General features: G+C 64.2%; 24 protein-coding genes. 11 read left to right on the top strand and 13 right to left on the bottom strand.

Annotated elements, in window-relative coordinates:
• Positions 1 to 11 precede the first annotated feature (11 nt).
• Positions 12 to 1,880 (top strand): RNA polymerase sigma factor RpoD, encoded by a 1,869-nt coding sequence (gene rpoD, locus G3I74_RS07430; RefSeq protein WP_164210955.1) that lies wholly within the window; start codon positions 12 to 14, stop codon positions 1,878 to 1,880.
• An 18-nt stretch (positions 1,881 to 1,898) separates the two neighbouring features.
• Here the strand turns inward: rpoD and hemE are convergent, their stop codons facing one another.
• Genes hemE through G3I74_RS07415 form a run of 3 tightly spaced genes read right to left on the bottom strand, consistent with a single transcriptional unit; the run spans position 1,899 to position 4,548 of the window.
• The gene (gene hemE, locus G3I74_RS07425) at positions 1,899 to 2,957 is read right to left on the bottom strand and encodes a uroporphyrinogen decarboxylase (RefSeq protein WP_164210954.1); all 1,059 of its coding nucleotides are present in this window, start codon (positions 2,955 to 2,957) and stop codon (positions 1,899 to 1,901) included.
• Positions 2,954 to 4,021, bottom strand: coding sequence for a 3-dehydroquinate synthase (gene aroB, locus G3I74_RS07420; protein WP_164210953.1), 1,068 nt, complete (start codon positions 4,019 to 4,021; stop codon positions 2,954 to 2,956). The genes hemE and aroB overlap by 4 nt, the downstream gene beginning before the upstream one ends.
• Positions 4,018 to 4,548: a shikimate kinase gene (locus tag G3I74_RS07415; protein ID WP_338063080.1), complete on the bottom strand. Its 531-nt coding sequence runs from the start codon at positions 4,546 to 4,548 to the stop codon at positions 4,018 to 4,020. The genes aroB and G3I74_RS07415 overlap by 4 nt, the downstream gene beginning before the upstream one ends.
• Positions 4,549 to 4,716: 168 nt before the next feature.
• On the opposite strand from G3I74_RS07415, the gene xrtH reads away from it, so the two are divergent.
• Genes xrtH through pdxH form a run of 3 tightly spaced genes read left to right on the top strand, consistent with a single transcriptional unit; the run spans position 4,717 to position 6,682 of the window.
• A complete protein-coding gene (xrtH, locus tag G3I74_RS07410) occupies positions 4,717 to 5,280 on the top strand; it encodes an exosortase H (RefSeq protein ID WP_476726642.1) in 564 nt (187 codons plus the stop codon).
• Complete coding sequence (locus tag G3I74_RS07405) at positions 5,277 to 6,083, top strand: SDR family oxidoreductase (protein ID WP_164210950.1); 807 nt, start codon at positions 5,277 to 5,279, stop codon at positions 6,081 to 6,083. Before xrtH ends, G3I74_RS07405 begins: the two co-directional genes overlap by 4 nt.
• On the top strand, positions 6,080 to 6,682 hold the full coding sequence (pdxH, locus tag G3I74_RS07400; RefSeq protein ID WP_239056725.1) for a pyridoxamine 5'-phosphate oxidase: 603 nt from the start codon (positions 6,080 to 6,082) through the stop codon (positions 6,680 to 6,682). Before G3I74_RS07405 ends, pdxH begins: the two co-directional genes overlap by 4 nt.
• Here pdxH and trmH read toward each other — a convergent pair.
• Positions 6,673 to 7,305, bottom strand: coding sequence for a tRNA (guanosine(18)-2'-O)-methyltransferase TrmH (trmH, locus tag G3I74_RS07395; protein ID WP_164210949.1), 633 nt, complete (start codon positions 7,303 to 7,305; stop codon positions 6,673 to 6,675). The genes pdxH and trmH overlap by 10 nt on opposite strands.
• 41 nt (positions 7,306 to 7,346) lie before the next feature.
• Between trmH and G3I74_RS07390 the strand changes: the two genes are divergently transcribed.
• Together G3I74_RS07390 and G3I74_RS07385 are read left to right on the top strand one after the other, a co-directional pair.
• Positions 7,347 to 7,793 carry a TerB family tellurite resistance protein gene (locus tag G3I74_RS07390; protein WP_164210948.1) on the top strand — a complete coding sequence of 149 codons (447 nt, stop codon included), beginning with the start codon at positions 7,347 to 7,349 and terminating at the stop codon, positions 7,791 to 7,793.
• The gene (locus tag G3I74_RS07385; RefSeq protein WP_164210947.1) at positions 7,790 to 8,314 is read left to right on the top strand and encodes a hypothetical protein; all 525 of its coding nucleotides are present in this window, start codon (positions 7,790 to 7,792) and stop codon (positions 8,312 to 8,314) included. The genes G3I74_RS07390 and G3I74_RS07385 overlap by 4 nt, the downstream gene beginning before the upstream one ends.
• Here G3I74_RS07385 and G3I74_RS07380 read toward each other — a convergent pair.
• From G3I74_RS07380 to G3I74_RS07365, 4 genes are all read right to left on the bottom strand, one after another.
• Positions 8,308 to 8,769: a DUF4426 domain-containing protein gene (locus G3I74_RS07380; protein ID WP_164210946.1), complete on the bottom strand. Its 462-nt coding sequence runs from the start codon at positions 8,767 to 8,769 to the stop codon at positions 8,308 to 8,310. The genes G3I74_RS07385 and G3I74_RS07380 overlap by 7 nt on opposite strands.
• Before the next feature lie 73 nt (positions 8,770 to 8,842).
• Positions 8,843 to 9,382 (bottom strand): YggT family protein, encoded by a 540-nt coding sequence (locus tag G3I74_RS07375; protein WP_164210945.1) that lies wholly within the window; start codon positions 9,380 to 9,382, stop codon positions 8,843 to 8,845.
• Between the two features lie 2 nt (positions 9,383 to 9,384).
• Positions 9,385 to 10,197: a pyrroline-5-carboxylate reductase gene (gene proC, locus G3I74_RS07370; protein ID WP_164210944.1), complete on the bottom strand. Its 813-nt coding sequence runs from the start codon at positions 10,195 to 10,197 to the stop codon at positions 9,385 to 9,387.
• 28 nt (positions 10,198 to 10,225) lie between these two features.
• A complete protein-coding gene (locus G3I74_RS07365) occupies positions 10,226 to 10,900 on the bottom strand; it encodes a YggS family pyridoxal phosphate-dependent enzyme (RefSeq protein WP_164210943.1) in 675 nt (224 codons plus the stop codon).
• A 141-nt stretch (positions 10,901 to 11,041) separates the two neighbouring features.
• On the opposite strand from G3I74_RS07365, the gene G3I74_RS07360 reads away from it, so the two are divergent.
• From G3I74_RS07360 to G3I74_RS07340, 5 genes are all read left to right on the top strand, one after another.
• Entirely contained in the window at positions 11,042 to 12,079 is a 1,038-nt protein-coding gene (locus G3I74_RS07360; RefSeq protein ID WP_164211197.1) for a type IV pilus twitching motility protein PilT, read from the top strand.
• Positions 12,080 to 12,119: 40 nt separating this feature from the next.
• Positions 12,120 to 13,256, top strand: coding sequence for a PilT/PilU family type 4a pilus ATPase (locus G3I74_RS07355; protein ID WP_164210942.1), 1,137 nt, complete (start codon positions 12,120 to 12,122; stop codon positions 13,254 to 13,256).
• A 169-nt stretch (positions 13,257 to 13,425) separates the two neighbouring features.
• Complete coding sequence (locus G3I74_RS07350) at positions 13,426 to 14,118, top strand: response regulator transcription factor (protein ID WP_164210941.1); 693 nt, start codon at positions 13,426 to 13,428, stop codon at positions 14,116 to 14,118.
• A complete protein-coding gene (locus G3I74_RS07345; protein WP_164210940.1) occupies positions 14,096 to 15,397 on the top strand; it encodes a sensor histidine kinase in 1,302 nt (433 codons plus the stop codon). Before G3I74_RS07350 ends, G3I74_RS07345 begins: the two co-directional genes overlap by 23 nt.
• Before the next feature lie 46 nt (positions 15,398 to 15,443).
• Positions 15,444 to 15,797, top strand: coding sequence for a zinc ribbon domain-containing protein (locus tag G3I74_RS07340; protein WP_164210939.1), 354 nt, complete (start codon positions 15,444 to 15,446; stop codon positions 15,795 to 15,797).
• Positions 15,798 to 15,820: 23 nt separating this feature from the next.
• Here the strand turns inward: G3I74_RS07340 and G3I74_RS07335 are convergent, their stop codons facing one another.
• From G3I74_RS07335 to G3I74_RS07315, 5 genes are all read right to left on the bottom strand, one after another.
• Positions 15,821 to 16,357, bottom strand: a complete 537-nt coding sequence (locus tag G3I74_RS07335) for a hypothetical protein (protein WP_164210938.1) — start codon at positions 16,355 to 16,357, stop codon at positions 15,821 to 15,823.
• Between the two features lie 12 nt (positions 16,358 to 16,369).
• Positions 16,370 to 17,374: a hypothetical protein gene (locus G3I74_RS07330; RefSeq protein ID WP_164210937.1), complete on the bottom strand. Its 1,005-nt coding sequence runs from the start codon at positions 17,372 to 17,374 to the stop codon at positions 16,370 to 16,372.
• Positions 17,375 to 17,549: 175 nt separating this feature from the next.
• The gene (gene rpmG / locus G3I74_RS07325; RefSeq protein WP_164210936.1) at positions 17,550 to 17,717 is read right to left on the bottom strand and encodes a 50S ribosomal protein L33; all 168 of its coding nucleotides are present in this window, start codon (positions 17,715 to 17,717) and stop codon (positions 17,550 to 17,552) included.
• 12 nt (positions 17,718 to 17,729) lie between these two features.
• Positions 17,730 to 17,966, bottom strand: coding sequence for a 50S ribosomal protein L28 (rpmB, locus tag G3I74_RS07320; protein WP_164210935.1), 237 nt, complete (start codon positions 17,964 to 17,966; stop codon positions 17,730 to 17,732).
• A 94-nt stretch (positions 17,967 to 18,060) separates the two neighbouring features.
• Positions 18,061 to 18,516, bottom strand: coding sequence for a DUF192 domain-containing protein (locus G3I74_RS07315; protein WP_164210934.1), 456 nt, complete (start codon positions 18,514 to 18,516; stop codon positions 18,061 to 18,063).
• Positions 18,517 to 18,529 lie beyond the last annotated feature (13 nt).

Genomic DNA, 18,529 nt, shown 5'->3' with positions numbered 1-18,529 from the left:
AACAACCCGATATGGATAACGCACCGCGACCCTCGCAGCTCAAGCAACTGATCGAAAAAGGCCGGGAACAAGGCCAGTGGCTGACCTACGCCCAGGTCAACGACCACCTGCCCGACGACATCGTCGAGGCCGATCAGATCGAAGACATCATCAACATGATCAACGATATGGGGATCAAGGTCTTCGAGGAAGCGCCCGAGGACGCCGATGCCCTGATCCTCAATGACGCCGCGAGCGCCGATACCGATGACGAAACCGCGCAGCAGGAAGCCGAGGCCGCGCTGGCCGCGGTGGAATCCGAGCTGGGTCGGACCACCGACCCGGTGCGCATGTACATGCGCGAGATGGGTTCGGTGGACCTGCTCACGCGCGAGGGCGAAATTTCGATCGCCAAGCGCATAGAGGACGGCCTCAACCAGGTCAACCTGGCGCTGGCCCGCTTCCCCGGCACCGTCACTTCGCTACTCGAAGAGGTCGAGGCCTGGAAGTCCGGCAACCTGCGCCTGAACGAGCTGGTCAGCGGCTTCATCGATCCGACCCTGCTGGCCGAGATGGACCTGATTTCCGAGGACACCATGGAAGCGGCGGTCGCCGAAGAGGCCGAGTACGCCGACGACGAGCCAGAGGACGAAGAAGACGACAGGCCCGCCCCGACCGTCAACACCGGTCCGGATCCGGCCCAGGTGGAGCAGTACTTCGACGAGCTGGCGCGCTTGCAGGAACACTTTCTCAAGCTCTACGACCGCTACGGCCCCAACGGCAAAAAGACCAACGAAACCAAGGATCAGATCTCCGAGCAGTTCATGCGCCTGAAGCTGCCGCCGCGCATGTTCGACCACCTGATCGACCGGATGCGCTTCCACGTCGCGATCGTGCGCGGCATCGAGCGCCGGATCATGGAAATCTGTGTCGACAAGGCCGGCATGCCGCGCAAGGACTTCATTCAGAGTTTCCAGGACAACGAGTCAGACCCCGAATGGCTGGCCGGACTGGTCCGCCGTCAGACCAAGTGGGGCAAGGCTTTGCGCGCGCACAGCGACCGCATCGCCGACCTGCAGACGCGCCTGGCCAAGTTCGAGAAAGCCCAGCGCGTGAGCATCTCCGAGCTACGCGAGCTGAACCGTTCGATGTCGATCGGCGAAGCCATGGCGCGGCGCGCCAAGAAGGAAATGGTCGAGGCCAACCTGCGTCTTGTGATATCGATCGCGAAGAAATACACCAACCGCGGTCTGCAGTTTCTGGACCTGATCCAGGAAGGCAACATCGGTCTGATGAAGGCCGTCGACAAGTTCGAATACCGCCGTGGCTACAAGTTCTCGACCTACGCCACATGGTGGATCCGCCAGGCGATTACCCGCTCGATCGCCGATCAGGCGCGGACCATCCGCATCCCGGTGCACATGATCGAGACCATCAACAAGCTCAACCGCGTCAGCCGCCAGATGCTGCAGGAAATGGGCCGAGAGCCCACGCCCGACGAGTTGGCGGTAACGATGGAAATGCCCGAAGACAAGGTCCGCAAGGTCCTGAAGATCGCCAAGGAACCGATTTCGATGGAGACGCCGATCGGCGACGACGAAGACTCGCATCTGGGTGATTTCATCGAAGACATCAACATCCTCTCACCCGTCGATACGGCCACCACCACCGGCCTGACCGACACGGTTCAGAAGGTGCTCGGCGGTCTCACGCCCCGCGAGGCCAAGGTGTTGCGCATGCGATTCGGCATCGACATGAACACCGACCACACCCTCGAAGAGGTCGGCAAACAGTTCGATGTCACCCGTGAGCGCATTCGCCAGATCGAGGCCAAGGCGCTGCGCAAGCTGCGTCACCCCACCCGGTCAGAGCAGCTCAGGAGTTTCCTCGACATCGAGTAGCGCCGCGCTCGGTTTGGGCTAGGCATCCTGACGCGCGCTGGCTGCGCGGACGGTCTCGACCAGGACAGTCACGTTGTCCGGATCCACCGCGGGCGTGATGCCATGGCCGAGGTTGAAAATGTGGCCCGGGCCGTCGCCGAAGCTCTCCAGCACCCGCCGGGCCTCGGCCGCGACGATTTCGGGCGAGGTCAGCATCACCGCCGGATCCAGGTTGCCCTGCAGCGCCACGCGATGCCCGACGCGGGCACGCGCCTCGCTTAAATCCATGGTCCAGTCCACGCCCAGCCCTTCGCAGCCGGTATCAGCCAGCAGCTCCAGGTGCTGGCCGCAGCCCTTGCCGAAGAGAATGATCGGCGTGGCCGGGTGCTTCTCGCGAACCTGATCGACGATACGCTGCTGCGAGGCGAGCGAGAATTCGCGGTATAAACGCGGCGACAGCACCCCGCCCCAGGAATCAAACACCATCAACGCATCGGCGCCCGCCTCGACCTGCGCCGACAGATAAGCTGCCGTGGCATCGGCAAGATGATTCATCAACCGGTGGGCCGCCTCGGGTTCGGCCAGCAGAAGTTGCTTGGCGCGGGCGAAATCCTTGCTGCTGCGGCCCTCGATCATGTAGGTCGCAACCGTCCAGGGGCTGCCGGCAAAGCCGATCAACGGGGTCTGGTCCGGCAGCCCGTCCCGGATCAACCGAACGGCTTGCATGACGAAGCCGGTATCGTCGAGCGGATCGGGCATCGGTAGCGCGTCGATGTCGGCCGGGCCGGTCAGCGGACGCTCGAAGTACGGCCCCTCGCCGGGGGCAAAACCCAGCCCCAGCCCCATGGCATGGGGCAAAATGAGGATGTCGGAAAAAAGGATCGAGGCATCGAAGCCGTAGCGCTCGATCGGCTGCAAAGTGACCTCGCAGGCCAGCTCCGGGTTGCCCGCCAGATCCAGAAAGCTCCCGGCACGGGCGCGCGTGGCCCGGTACTCGGGCAGGTAACGCCCGGCCTGGCGCATCAGCCAGATCGGTGTGCGCTCGGTGGGCTCTCTTCGCAGCGCACGCAGAAACAGGCTGTCGTTGCGGTTGGTCATGGCATCAGCACCTCTCGAATGTCATCGCTTGGGCAGGGTCGCACAACGGCCCGGCCAATGTCTTCCAGCAGCACCAGCCGAATCTGGTCGGCGGCGTTTTTCTTGTCCAGACGCATCAGCGCCAGTAGCCGATCGGCCGCCACGTCATCCGGCAGCTCGGTCGGCAGATCCAGGCGGCGGAGCAGCGCGAGCAACCGATCCGCGGTTCCGACCGGGGCCAGGCCCAACCACTCGCTCAGGCGCGCAGCCAGGCCCATGCCGATTGCGACCGCCTCGCCATGGCGGAAGCGCTGGTAGCCGGTGGCTGTCTCCAGCGCATGGCCGAAAGTATGGCCGAAGTTGAGCAGGGCCCGTTCGCCGGCCTCGCGTTCATCCGCGGCCACCACTTCGGCCTTGTTGCCGACCGAACGGAACACCGCCTCCATCAGCGCGTCGGGCAGGCGCGCGGTCAGCGCGTCGGCCTCCTGCTCCAGCCAGGCCAGGAAACCTGCATCGCGAATGGCTCCGTACTTGACGACTTCGGCCAGCCCGGCGCGATAGTCGCGATCGTCCAGCGTGGTCAGCGTATCAACATCGACGATGACCGCAGCGGGTGAGTGGAAAGCACCCACCAGATTCTTGCCGGCGGCCAGGTTGACCCCGGTCTTGCCGCCCACGGCGGCGTCGACCTGGGCCAGAAGCGTCGTCGGCACCTGGATGACGCCAATGCCGCGCATGTAGGCGGCCGCGGCAAAGCCGGCCATGTCGCCGATCACGCCGCCGCCCAGGGCCACGACCGTGGCGTCGCGCTGGGCACCGAGCTCGACCAGTTCGTCGATCAGGCGCTGCCAGTTGGCCAGGGTCTTTTGTTCCTCACCTTCGGGCAGGATGACGCGCTGCTTGTGATCGATCTCGCTCAGGACCGGTTTGAGCCGGGCCAGGTAATGTTCGGCCACGGTCTGATCGGTGACCACCAGGACGCGGCCGTGCAGATGGCGCGACCAGACGCTGGTGGTGGCCAGCAGCCCCTGACCGATGTAGACGGGGTATTCGCCGCCACGGTGAGCAACCTGGATGACTTTCATGTCGGCGTGACCTCGCTTAAAGCCTGCCTGATTTCCTTTTCCGCCCGCAGCGCCATGCGTGCGGGGCTGATATCGGCCGAGCGCACCACGCGATGGGCGCAGGTCCGATAGAGCGGATCGCGTTCGGCGGCCAGCGCTTCCAGTCGCTCACGCCGATCGGGCGCGCGCAACAGCGGCCGGCGCTGATCCCGGGCCAGCCGCCGCAACTGCTGGTCGACCCCCGTCTGCAGCCAGACCACCAGCCCGGTCGCGCGCAGCAACTCTCGATTGGCCGGATTGATCACGCTGCCGCCGCCCGTCGCCAGCAGCATGCCCTGGCGCTTGCTCAGTTCGACCAGCATCGCGTGCTCTCGCGCCCGAAAACCCTGCTCGCCCTCGATTTCGAAAATCAGGCTGACATCGACCCCGCAGCGCTGTTCGATCTGCTGGTCGAGATCGACGAACTCCAGACCCAGCCGGGGGGCCAGCGCCTTGCCGACGGTGGTCTTGCCCGAACCCATTGGACCGATGAGGATTAGGTTGCCCAAAGCCTAGGGATTCCGGAATCGTCTCCGCCCGAACCCGGCGGCGGGCGGTACTGTCGACTGCATGGCTCCGGCACCGGCAAGCCGGCGACTGGGGACCGCTGGTTGAATGGTCGTCATGCTATCACGCACACGGGCGAACTTTGAGGGGTTTGCTACCATAGCGCAACTTTGCTCGGGTCGGCTGACGATCAATTGCTCATGCTGCGTTTTTCCATCCTGTTCATCGTGTTGTTGCTGGGCCTGTTCACCATCGAGGTGCTGCAGCCGGTTCAGCAGCACGTCATCCTGCCGTTTACGGCCATTCTGGCCGATATCAGCGTGTTTCTGATCGAGCTGTTCGACAGCGGCGTGGAATCGTCTGGCAAGGTGATCCGCGACCTGGAATCGGGCTTCGCGGTCAGCATCGAGCCCGGCTGCAACGGCGTTGAAGCGCTGATCATCCTGTTTGCCGCCATGTTCGCCTTTCCAGCCTCGCTCAAGCACAAGCTGATCGGCTTCGGTCTCGGCTTCATGGCCATCCAGTCGCTCAACCTCGTTCGCATCATCAGCCTGTTCTACATGGGCCAGTGGAACATGACCTGGTTCAACTGGTTCCACCTGTATCTGTGGCAAGCGCTGATCATCCTCGACGCCCTCGTCGTCTGGCTGATCTGGCTGCGCATGCTGCCGCCGCGTCACGGCTCCGGCGGCGACAACGGCAAACCACCCGAACCCGTGCCCAGCCAGGCATGAAACGATTGCTGATTGCCGGGTGTGGCGACCTGGGTATTCGCCTGGCCCGCCGTCTGGACGCCAAAAGCTGGACCGTCCATGGCCTGCGGCGACATCCCGAGCAGCTGCCGCCGCAGATTCAGCCGGTCAAGGCCGACCTGCAGGATCCGGCCGCGCTCGCGCCGGCGGCCGGCCACTGGGATGCCATCGTCTACCAGGCCACCCCCGACGAGCGCACGCCCGAAGCCTACCGCGCGGCCTACGTACAGGGACTGGAGAATCTGCTGGCTGCGTGCAGTTTCGAGCGCCTGATCTTCGTCTCCAGCACTGGCGTGTACGGCCAGGACGACGGCGGGTGGGTCGATGAACACGCCCCCACTGAACCGTCCGCGTTTTCCGGCAAGATCCTGCTCGAGGCCGAAGCGCTCTGTGCCCGCCACGGCGGCCTGACCGTGCGCTTTTCCGGCATCTACGGCCCGGGCCGCGACTATCTGATTCGCGCGCTGAGGTCGGGTCGCGCCCGCTGCCGGCCCGAGCCGCCGCAGTGGACCAACCGCATCCACGCCGAAGACTGTGCCGCGGTACTGGCCCATCTGCTTGAACTTCAGACACCGGCCCGCGTTTACTGCGCCAGCGACTCCAGGCCCGCCCCGCGCTGCGAGGTGCTTGGCTGGCTGGCCGACCAGCTCGGTCTGGCTGCCCCGGCCATCGATGAGCAGGCAGCAGGCCAGGGCAAGCGAATTTCCAATCAGCGCCTGCTCGCCAGCGGGTTTTCCTTTCAATACCCCGACTACATCACCGGATACCGAGAACTTCTGCCATGACCATTGCATCATCAAGCGCCATGACCCGGGCCATGCTGGCCCGCTTCGAGGAAGGCTTCGAGCGCGCCAAGTCTGCTCAGATTCCGGAACCGAATGCCATGACCCTGGCCACCGTCGACGACCAGGGGCGCCCCAGCGCACGAACCATGCTGCTCAAGGGTGCCGACGTGGATGGTTTCGTGTTCTACACCAACCTCGAATCCCGCAAGGGGCGTCAGCTCGCGGGCAATCCCAACGTCTCGCTGGTTTTCTTCTGGCGCGAGTTGGCTGAGCAGGTCAAGGTCGACGGAACCGCCGTCCCGGTCACTGCGCAGGAGGCTGACGCCTACTTTGCCAGCCGACCGCGCGGCAGCCAGATCGGTGCCTGGGCCTCTCTCCAGTCCCAGCCGCTGGAGAGTCGCGAGACCTTCGATCAGCGCATCGCCGACATCGAAGCCCGCTACCAGGACCAGGAGGTGCCGCGCCCACCGCACTGGTCAGGCTTTCGCGTCCAGCCGCGGCGCGTCGAGTTCTGGTACGGCCGCCAGTACCGCCTGCACGAGCGGGTGCGCTACGAACTCATCGACGGACAGTGGCAGGAAAGCCTGCTCTATCCCTGATCGTCTTCTTGCTCGAAATCAGGCAGCGGCATCCTGCGACGATCCAGGTCGCGCTGAACCCAGCCGGCGGCCAGTTCTTGCCACGGCGACTCGGCCAGGGACCTGGGCGCATACATTCCGGCGTCGGAGCGCTGACGCTGGGCCTCGTAGAGAATCAGCGCCGTGGCCACCGAGACATTCAGCGACTGGCTCATCCCCAGCATGGGAATGACGATTTCCTCATCGATCAGGCCGAGGGCCTCGTCGCTGACACCGAATTTCTCCGTGCCCATTACGATCGCCGTCGGCCGGGTATAGTCCGGCGAGCGGAAATCCACTGCCGAGGAGGAAAAATGCGCCGCATACAGCCGAAAACCGGCCTCTCGCAGCACCGCCAGCCCCGTCAGTGTGTCGGGATGTCGCTGCAGTTCAACCCAGCGCTGCGCGCCCTGGGAAGTATGGTTGAGGCTGGGCAGGCCCCCTTCGCCCGGCACGGCGTGGGCCCTCATCACCCCGACCGCATCGCAGGTGCGCAGCACGGCGGCGACGTTGTGGGGCTTGTGGACCCGCTCCATGAACACGGTCAGATCGGGCTGCCGGCGGGCGGCCACCGCTTCGATCCGGGCTTTGCGCTGCGGCGTCATGACGCTATCGTACGGGATATTCCGGGACAGGCTGAAACAACGTGAGCAACTGGTTCGATCAACTCAAGTCCATCGTCAATCGGCACGAGCCGGCCGCCGACGACAACGCGCTCGCGCGCGCCGGGGCGGTGGTCCTGCTGGAAATGGCCGCCGCCGACGACCGCTTTGAAGCAAAAGAACTGGACATGGTCCAAAAAGCGATCGAGGGGGCCTTCGGCCTGGACGGTCCCGAGCTCGAAGAACTGATGGCCGAAGCCCGTTCGCTGCGCGAACAGGCGGTATCGCTGCACGATTTCACCCGCAGCCTGCGCACCGGCCTGGACCGCGATCAGCGCGATGCCCTGGTCGGCTGGCTGTGGAAAGTTGCCCTGGCCGACGGTCATCTCGACCGCTTCGAGGAACAGTTGCTGCGCCGCCTGGCCGACCTGCTCGGCGTGCCCCACGAGGAATTCATCCGGCGCAAGCACCTGGCGGCCGAGCGACCGTGAAACGGGCTTTGCTGGTTGCGGCTGCAGTGTTGCTCAGCACGCGACTGGCCGCCCAGGAGCCGGATTTCGATGAGTTCATCGCCCTGATCGACGCGGCGCTGGCGCAGGCCGGCAGCGCGACCCACCCCGGCGAGCGGACCGAGCTGGTGCGCTATGCCAAAGACGGCTGGGAAATCCTGATCAGCGCCGCCTGGGACGGCGCCGAATGGCGCCTGCTGGCCCTGCGCCTGCACCACCCCGAGCGCATCGACGCCCCGGACCAGCGCTGGTCCGATCGCTACCGGGCCCTGCTGGCGGCTCTGGCGCCCGAGCAGGTCCGTGAGATCGAGCCGCCGGAGTTGTTCGAGGTCCCGCCGCCCGGCTTCCTGCCCGCTTTCCCCGAAGAACTGCGCGGACGCCAGTTCGACATCGGCCAGTTCTGGTACCAGGCGCGCTGGTTCAACGACGGCGGTTTCGATCAGGACGCGCGCTGGGCGCTGCGCAGCTTCGAGCTTGTGGCCCGCCCGCCGCAGCCTCAGTAGACGAAAAACTGCTGCTGAAAGCGAAAGCTGGACGCCGGCTCGGACGAGTCGTCGGGATCCACCTCAATCTGAAAGGTGACCCGCTCTTCGTTGTGAATCCGGAAGGTGCCGATGTAATAAATCGCATCCTGCTCGGTCACTTCACGCATCTCGATATCCCGGCGCTGGCCGGCGATATTGACCGCCTCGACCTGGATACGCGCGCGCGTCGGTTCATTCATCGCGTCATCGCGCTTGCGCAGCACCGCCAGGTTGAGCAGGGCGCGCGAGGTCGAGCGCTGGATACCGAAAGCCCGGGCCACTTCCGGGCTGAGCTGGCTGGTATTGATCGCGCTGTAGTGCACCCGATAATCGCCCAGGTCCTCGGCCTGCTGGGCCACGGCGTGGGGCAACGACCCCACGGCCGCCACGACCAGCAAAAGCGTTATCAGCAGTCTTCTGGGGTTCGCGGCCATGGCATGGATCGTGACCTGGGATGGATGGGGGTGTCGGACCGAAGGACCGGTGCAGCGGCGATCGGCTTGCACGTCAAACACCCAGCAGGATGATCAGGAACTGGATGCCGATGATGGCCACCAGCGGCGACAGATCGAGCCCGCCCAGGTTGGGCAGGACTCGGCGAATGGGCGCCAGCACCGGTTCGGTCAGCTGAAAAATCAGCGGCACGATGGGATGACGTACGCCGTGACCGACCCAGGACAGGATCACCCCGACCAGAATCAGGATCATGTAAAGCACCAGCACCATTCTCACCAGCCGCATGACGGCGAGCAGGGCCAGCAGCAGAGGATCTGGTGGCCGGCCCGACAGGAGCATCAGGATGAACAGTCCGATCAGCTGGATCACATAGAGCAGCACCACCGCCGAAAGATTGAGACGGCCGACGTTGGGAATGAGCTTGCCCAGCGGGCGCAACAGCGGGTCGGTCAGACGAACCAGCACCTGCACGATCGGGTTGTAGAAGTCCGCTCGGGCCGCTTCGAGCAGCACCCGCAGCAGTATCACCACCAGGTAGAGGTGGATGACCGTCTCGATCAGAAACGAAAACGCACTGGTGGGGGAGCCCATGATCAGTCTTCTCCCAGTTCACGACCGCGTCGCACTGCCGCGCTGACGGCCTGCTCGATCAGGTCTTCGAAACCGCCGGCGGACAAGGCAGTCAACGCCGCCTCGGTGGTGCCACCGGGCGATGTCACCTGTTCGCGCAGCTGGCCGGCCGACTGCTCGGCCCGGGACAGCATGGTGCCGGCACCAAAGGCGGTCTGGCGCGCCAGCTTCGCGGCCACGGCCGGTGCCAGGCCGGCGCGCTCGCCGGCCAGTGCAAGCTGCTCCGCCAGAGCAAAGAAATACGCGGGCCCGGAGCCGGATACGGCTGTGACCACGTCCATCAGGGCCTCGTCATCCAGCCAGACGGTCTCACCGGCGCTCTCAAGCACCCGATCCGCCCGCGCCCGATCGTCTGGCTCGACGCCGTCGGCGGCGACCAGACCGGTCATGCCGGCCCCAAACAGTGCCGGGGTGTTGGGCATGGCCCGGACCAGCCGGGCTGCGTCTCCCAGACCTCGCCGAAGGCTCGCCAGGGTGACCCCGGCAGCCACGCTGATGACCAGCGCGCCGGGTTGCAGCGCCGATCGAAGCTCGCGCAGCACGCCGTCCATGACCTGCGGCTTGACCGCCAGCACGATGACCTCGGCACCGGCCGCCGCGTGGCTGTTGTTCGAGGTCACCTGCACCCCATGGTCGGCCGCGAGCCGTTCGCGGGCCGCGGCAGCGGGTTCGGCCACATGGATGGCCGCGGGCGGGTGGCCGCCGCGACACAGGCCGCCGATCAGGGCCCGGGCCATGTTACCGCCGCCGATAAAGGCAATGGAAATCGAGTTCATATCCGCTATTGTAGTGCCGGGCAGGCCATCATTCCGGTCGGGGCCCGAACAGGTCGGTGCCCACGCGGATCATCGTACTGCCGGCGGCGATGGCGGCCTCGAGGTCAGCCGACATGCCGGCCGAGAGCGTATCCACCGAAGGATAAGCCGCGGCCAGCTCATCGAAATAGCCGCGCAGGCGCCCGAAGACATCCGCCTGGGCCTGCGGATCGTCGCGCGGGGCCGGAATGGCCATCAGACCGCGCAGAATTAAATGCTCGGCCGCAGCGACCGCCTCGGCCAGGCTTGCGATGGCCTCGGGCGCGCAGCCGGCCTTCTGCGCTTCGCCGTCGAGGTTGACCTGGAGCAGCACGTTCAGGGCGGGCCGGTTGCCCGGATGCTGATCATTCAGGCGCCGCACGATCTTGATGCGATCAACGCTCTGAACCCAGTCGAAGCGCTCGACCAGCGTTCGGGTCTTGTTGGACTGGATCGGGCCGATGAAATGCCACTCAAGAGCGAGGTCAGCGAGCTCATCCATCTTGGCGACGGCCTCGTCGACATAGTTCTCGCCAAAGCTGGTCTGCCCCTCTTCGGCGAGTGAGCGAATACGCTCGATCGGCTGTTTTTTGCTTACGGCCAGCAGGCGGAGTTCCGATATCGGTCGTCTTGCCGACGCCGCAGCTACTTCCATTCGCTCGGTGACTTGGTGAAAGCGTGTCATCCAGTGTGTGCTTTTTCGCGTTTGGTGGGCTAGTATGCCAGTCAGGTCGTAGGTGGTCGAGGAATGCGCGCCATGCGCGTGGTATTCTGGACCTTGCCGTCGGCAGTCTTTGCAAGCGATCGATTCACGGGGACACGCGCCATGGACATCACCGAACTGCTCGCCTTCACCGTCAAGAGCAAGGCCTCGGATCTTCACATTTCGGCCGGACTCCCGCCCATGATCCGTGTCGACGGCGACATCCACCGGATCAATACCCCGCCGATCGACAACAAGTCCATGGCCGACCTGATCTATTCGACCATGAACGATAACCAGCGGCGCGATTACGAGGCCAATCTGGAAGTCGACTTTTCCTACTCCGTGCCGGGCATGGCGCGTTTTCGCGTCAACGCATTCAACCAGCACCGGGGTCTGGGGGCGGCGTTCCGCGTCATTCCCAACGACATCTGGACGCTGGAAGACATCAACGCACCGGCGGTGTTCCGGGACATCATCAACGTGCCCCGCGGGCTGGTGCTCGTGACCGGGCCGACCGGATCTGGCAAGTCCACGACCCTGGCGGCCATGATCGATCACCTCAACAAGACCGAGAGCGGCCACATCCTGACCATCGAGGATCCGATCGAATTCATTCACACCCCGCAGCGCTGCCTGATCAACCAGCGCGAGGTCAAGCGCGACACCCATGGCTTCAACCAGGCCCTGCGCTCGGCCCTGCGTGAAGACCCCGACATCATCCTGGTCGGCGAGCTGCGCGATATCGAGACCGTGCGCCTGGCGCTGACCGCCGCCGAAACGGGCCACCTGGTCTTCGGCACCCTGCATACTTCCTCGGCGCCCAAGACCATTGACCGCATCATCGACGTCTTCCCCGGCGACGAGAAGCCGGTCGTGCGCTCGATGCTGTCAGAATCGCTGCGGGCGGTCATCTCGCAAACCCTCCTGAAACGCATCGGCGGCGGTCGCGTGGGCGCGCACGAGATCATGGTCGCCACGCCGGCGATCCGCAACCTGATCCGCGAAGACAAGGTGGCGCAGATGTACTCGGCCATCCAGACCGGACAGAACGTCGGCATGACGACGCTGGATCAATGCTTGATCGACCTGGTTCGGCGCGGCGTTGTGGCCAAGCAGGAGGCCGTGCGCAAGGCCCAGAACAAGCAGGCGCTGGCCTGATTCGATTGACTCGATCCACCCGATTTAGCGGGAGCAAGACATGAACGATATACGCGACTGGCTCCGCCAGCTCCACGACGCCGAAGGCTCGGACCTTTTTGTCACCGTCGGCGCCCCGCCGTGCCTGAAAATCAACGGCAAGATCAAGCCCATCGGAAGAGAAGCACTGACGCACGAAGAGGTCTCGAGCATCGTTCACGGCATCATGCGCGAAAACCAGCGCGAGGAGTTCCGGACCACCCGCGAGTGCCAGTTCGCCATTTCGCTGGAGGGGGCGGCCCGGTTCAGGGTCAGCGCCTTCTACCAGCGCAACAGCATCGGGATCGTCTGCCGCCGCATCGAGACCAGAATCCCTTCTTTCGAGGAACTCGACCTGCCGGACTCGCTGGCCGAACTGTCCATGGCCAAGCGCGGCATCATTTTTCTGTGCGGTGCCACGGGGACCGGCAAGTCGACCACGCTGGCGGCCATGGTGGGGCACCGCAACTGCAACTCCACCGGTCACATCATTTCGGTGGAGGACCCGATCGAATACGTGCACAAGCACCGCAAGTGCCTGGTGACGCAACGCGAGGTCGGCATCGACACGGCCTCTTTCGAGATGGCGCTACGCAACACCCTGCGCCAGGCGCCCGACGTGATCATGATCGGCGAGGTCCGCACCCGCGAGTCCATGCAGCACGCCATCACCTTCGCCGAAACCGGCCACCTCTGCCTGACCACGCTGCACGCCAACAACGCAAACCAGGCCATGGACCGGATCCTGCACTTTTTTCCGGAAGACCGGCATCATCAGATCCTGCTGGACCTGTCTTTCAACCTCAAGGCCATTATCGCCCAGCAACTGATTCCCTCCATCGATGGCGGCCGCCGGCACGTGGCCGTGGAGATTCTGATCAACTCCCCGCTGGTTCAGGAAAAAATCCGCAAAGGCAAGCTCGAAGAGCTGAAAAAGATCATGAAGGACTCGCAACACCACGGCATGATCACCTTTGACCAAAGCCTGTTCAGCATGTACCAGCAGGGCCTGATCACCTACGAAGACGCGCTGCGCCACGCCGACTCGGCCAACGATCTGCGACTGACGGTCAAGCTCAGCGAGGGCGCAGATACCGATTCACTCAGCGGCAAACTTAACGACCTCAATCTGGTAGATGACGGCCGCTCGCTCAGATAACCGCCACTTGCGCAGCGATTAACCGGGGTTTAACCGTGAGCGCTTTAACATTCAGAGGCTGGCGATAAATACATCGCTCCGTGTGTTTGTACCAGTGTCACAGGGCCCCATGGACCCGGGCACCTGCCCTCGCCCGGGTCTTTTTCCTGCCAGGAGTCTTCTCGCCGCAATGCGCATCCTGATCATCGAAGACAATCGGGACATCGCCGCCAATCTTGGCGATTTCCTGAACGACCGAGAACACGAAGTCGATTACGCCTATGACGGCGTCACCGGCCTGCACCTGGCCATCGTCAACGACTTCGATGCCATCGTTCTGGATCTCGCCCTGCCTGGCATGGACGGCCTCGAGGTCTGCCGCAAGCTGCGCGAGGAAGCGCGCAAGGGTACGCCCGTGCTGATGCTGACTGCGCGCGATCAGCTCGACGACAAGCTGGCCGGCTTTGACTCCGGGGCCGATGACTACCTCGTCAAGCCGTTCGAGTTGCGCGAAGTGGAAGCCCGCCTGGAAGTGCTGGAGCGCCGCGGACAGCGTATCAAGCCACGTGAGCTCAAGGTTGCAGACCTCGAATACAACCTGGAAACCTACACGGTGCGGCGAGCCGGCAAGAAACTCGACCTGAATCCCATCGGGCTGAAGCTGCTGGAGAAACTGATGAGCGCCTCACCGGCAGTCGTCACCCGTCGGGAACTCGAACACCACGTCTGGGGCGAGGAACTCCCGGACAGCGACAGCCTGCGTGTGCATATCCATACCCTGCGCGCGGCCATCGACAAGCCTTTCAAGGTGCCGCTGATCAACACCCGGCACGGCATTGGTTACTGCCTTGCTCCGCCAGATGAAGTTTCGTCGTCGGCTTAGAAGCCGACTGATCCTGTCTTTCCTGGTTTTCGGCACGCTGCTGAGCGTGCTGTTTGCCGGTGCCGCCCTGTTTTTGCAGAACTGGCTCGAAGACGCCCTGATCGCCAACACGCTGGCCGATGAGGTTGACCAGTACATCAGCGACCTGCGCCGCGATCCCACCCTGGTCGAGCCGTTCTACACCCGCCTGCAGGGCTACGTCACCCGCCCCGATCGCGCCGATATCGTGCCCGAGCCCTTTCGCGCCCTGCCAAGCGGCGTACACGACGTGCGCACCAACGAGGCCCACTACAAGGCCGCGGTGCGCAAGGACGAGGATTTTTGGGTTTTTCTGACCTACGACGTGTCGGAAAACCGGGAGCTGCTGCGGCGCCTGGTGTGGGCGCTGATCGCGGTCGTGATCTTCTTCTCGCTGCTGTCGCTGGCGCTGGGAATCTGGTCTTCGGGGCGGGTGCTGGCCCCGGTCACGGAGCTGGCGCGAAGGCTGGAATCGCTGGACGAGCACGCACCACCCGCCTCGCTGAAGCAGCATTTCCCGGATGACGAAGTCGGTCAGCTGGCGGCTGCGCTGGACGCCTATGCGGCCCGCCTGCATGAACTGGTCGAACGCGACCAGGCGTTCAACGCCGACGTGTCGCACGAACTGCGCACGCCCCTGGCGGTCATCTCGGGGGCCACGGAACTGATGTTGGCCCAGCCCGACCTGTCCGACCGCAACCGCGAACGCCTGCTGCGCATCGCCCGGGCAGCTCGCCAGTCCACCGACATCACCACCGCCTTGCTGCACCTGGTTCGCGCGGTGCGCGATCGCGGCGGTGACCTGTCGGGTCAGGACGTCGGCAAGGTCGCCAGGCAAGTAGTGGCCAATTACCGGCCGCTGGTTGGCGAACGTCCGCTCAAGCTCACGCTCAACGTTCATCAGAAGCTCAGCGTGATTGCGCCTGAGGCGGTAATCGCGGTGGTACTGGGCAACCTGGTCGGCAACGCCGTGCGCTACACCACCGAGGGCGAAGTACGGGTCGAGGTGGAGCGCGGTCAGGTGCGCATACTCGATACCGGACCAGGTATCGCCGAGGAGGAGCTGCCACACGTCTTCGACCGCCATTTCCGCGGTCGGCAAACGGCCGGCTCGAAGGGATCGGGCCTGGGCCTGTCCATCGTCAAACGCCTGTGCGATCTGTATGGCTGGCGCCTGCGCTTTCGCAATCGCAGCGGCGGTGGTCTGGCCGTGACGGTCGAATTCTTTCCGGATCTGGAGCGCTCCGCTCCGGCTGGGTAATCGTCCCGCTCCAGCACGCCGGATCGTCCTGCGCTAGGCTATGGGCATGGCTATTGTCCGATGTCCCAACTGCGGCCAGCGCATGTCTTCGCTGGCCAAAACCTGTCCGCACTGCGATACACCGGTGGGAAAACTCTCAGCCCGGGATCGCAACCGTCTGGCGCGCAACCGCTGGCAGCGCCATGCCGATCGCGCCGCCAACACCACCTACCTGGCGCTGGGCTTGTTGGTGTTCGGGGCGATCTGGTGGTGGGGCGCACCGCCCCAGGGCTGGTTTTTTCCGCCGCCGATCGCTGCGCTGATCGCGCTGCCGGTCGGTGTGGTGCTGTATTCGGTGGGCCGCGGCTGGCTGATCTGGCTGAGGCTGCCGCGTAACCGGCCGCCACCGGAACAAGACTAACCCTGCAGCCAGCTTAAGGTTTGCTAGCGAACGCGACGAACCCGAACGCGGGTGTTGTAGCCCTCAACCTGCAACTGCCAGGACCCGAACATCCCGGGCCGAATCAGGACCTGCGGATTTTCAATGTCCGACACCGAGAATGTTCCAGACTCGGCCTGCTGCCATACCATGCCGTTTTCCAGCTCGAACAGATCGTCTCCGCTCCAGCCGCTGAAATTCCCCAGCAGCCGGCTATTGATCTCGGTCCGCTCACCGCCCGGCAAGCCCCGGTTATCTCCCGAGGCGGCTGAACCGGCCGCGGCTTCGGCGCCAGGCTCTGCCGAGCTTGCCGATGACGCGTCTTCAGCCCAATCGGGGAGCTCACCTTCGGCCAGCGAACGCAACTGGATCCATCGATTGAGATTCTCCAGCTCTTGTTCGGTGAGTTTGTGCAGCCCGGCATCGCGGAATTCCCGGCCGGTCATGCGCTCTTCCAGGGTGGAGAAATCGTTGGCCTGCGCCACAGGCGCGATCAGCGCCAGCGCGAAAGCTGCAACCCTTACAGCGGCGTGGAAACTCATGGTCAGATCGGTTTACAGGTCATGCTTGTAGCGAACGTAGGGAATGCGACCGTAAATCTGCTCCATCGGATCTTCCAGAACAGGGTCGAGCGCAGGTTCATCCAGGCTGCGCGGCGCCGCGTCGAGCACATTGCTCACGCCAATGGAAATCGAAGCGCTGCGCACGGCGCGCCAGGAGAACTCCAGATCGAAAGAATTCAGGATCGCCTGGCCATATTGGCCTGGCGCCAGCCACACCGGCACGTCGCGGGTCTGGCCCAGCAGATCGCCGCTGAACCGGCCGCGACGCCAGCCGAGGGCCAGCTGGGCGCTATTGGCGTAGCGCTCGAGGTCGCCGCCCGCCAGGGCGCCGAGACGCTGTTGGTCGAGGCCAAGATCAAGCAGGCTCATGCGCTGCCGATAGCGCGCCACCTGCAATCCGATCAGGAAATCCCCGACCTTTTCGTTGGCAATCCCGAAACTCACGCCCGCGTCCAGCCCTTCGCCGGTCCGCATCCCCGCCAGGGGATCAGCGCCAGGGAACAGAATGGTCTCTGCCGCCGGCAGCGCATCGCCGCCGTCAGAGCGGGCGGAAAACGCGCCGACGTTGAAATCCAGCCCCGGTGCCGCCGTCCACTGCCCGCTGACCCGCATCAGATTGACCGAGCCCTGAGGCACGGGGTCTTCCACAAAGCGGCAGTCTTCGGCAAGAAACGAATCAATCGAAGGGGTGAGCCGGTTGCACTGGATGTGGGCGAGGCTGGCCGTGTTGAGCTGCCAGGCTTCCAGCGACCAGGAGAACATCCGGTCCTGGTCGGCCGCCGGCAAGCTGTCTCCTCGCAGCGGCAGCGACATCGTCAAGCGCGGCCGCGGCCCGGGCAGGCCCGCCGCGTCGCGCGCACCGAACAGGCTGAGCCTGGACTGAGAGGAGGCGGTCTGCAGCGATTCCCCGGACTCGATGTCGCCCAGCTGAGCACGCGCGCCCGTCCCCAGGGTCAGGGCAACGGCGAGCATCAGGCTGTAGAGCAAAAATCGCATCGGTGTCGCTTTGTAAGGTGACAGCAGTGTTGTTGGAACGGCAAATGCACGATAAGTTCTGGTTACTTCCAGTCTAGCAGAAGCAAGTCCGGGCCGCCTCTCAGACGGGCGGCATAAAAAACGCCGGGCTTGGGGCCCGGCGCTTGACGTTCAGATCGTTCCGACGGGCGTTCGGTTATTTGATCTTCGCTTCCTTGTAGATCACGTGCTTGCGGACCACCGGGTCGTATTTCTTGAACTCCAGCTTTTGCGGGGTGTTCTTCTTGTTTTTATTGGTGGTATAGAAATGACCCGTGCCGGCCGATGAGACCATCCTGATCTTGTCGCGAGCGCTACCTGCCATGCTGACTCTCCTTTAAACCTTTTCGCCACGCGCGCGCATGTCGGCGAGCACCCGGTCGATTCCGTTTTTGTCGATTACGCGCAGTCCCTTGGTGGACACGCGCAGCTTCACCCAGCGATTCTCGCTTTCGACCCAGAAGCGATGGCTGTGCAGATTCGGCAGCGAGCGCTTTCTGGTTCTGTTGTTGGCGTGGGAGACGTTATTTCCGACCAGCGGGCGCTTGCCGGTCACCTGACACACTCGGGACATGACGATTCAATCCTGGCAAATACGAAACTAGCCCGCCTTTATACCCCAGGATTCGACTCGAATCAAGAACTGACGGCCGAAAAAACAGTCCTGGCTACCGCGCCGAGTCGAGGTCGATACCCGCCACGGACAACTGATCGCCCGGCTCGAGCCCCATCGCGGCCGCCTGGCCGGCGTTGAGTTCGAGGACGAACTGCGCCGGCCCGCGACTGGGGTAGCTCGGGCACGGCGACCGTCGGCACGGGCGGGCGTTGGCGACGATGCTGACCACGCGCAGCTCGCGGTCGAGGTAGATGATATCCAGCGGAATCCGGGTATTCATCATCCAGAACGAGCGCGGGGCCTCGCGCCGGAACAGGAAGAACATGCCGCGATCTTCGGCCAGCTCGTCGCGAAACATCAGGCCCATGGCCCGCGACTGGTCGTCGGCTGCGATTTCGACCTCGAACCGCTGGCCATTGACCTCGACCCACGGTTCCTCGGCCCGGCACGCGCTCAGCGCCAGCAGCGCGCACAGGGGAAGCAGCCAGTATCGGGCAAAAGCGGTCATGACCGGAATGGTA

The organism is Wenzhouxiangella limi (genome assembly GCF_010499265.1).
Taxonomy (GTDB): domain Bacteria; phylum Pseudomonadota; class Gammaproteobacteria; order Xanthomonadales; family Wenzhouxiangellaceae; genus Wenzhouxiangella; species Wenzhouxiangella limi.
The sequence above is the reverse complement of the archived record's forward strand: the minus strand, read 5'-3'. Positions and strand labels throughout refer to the sequence as shown.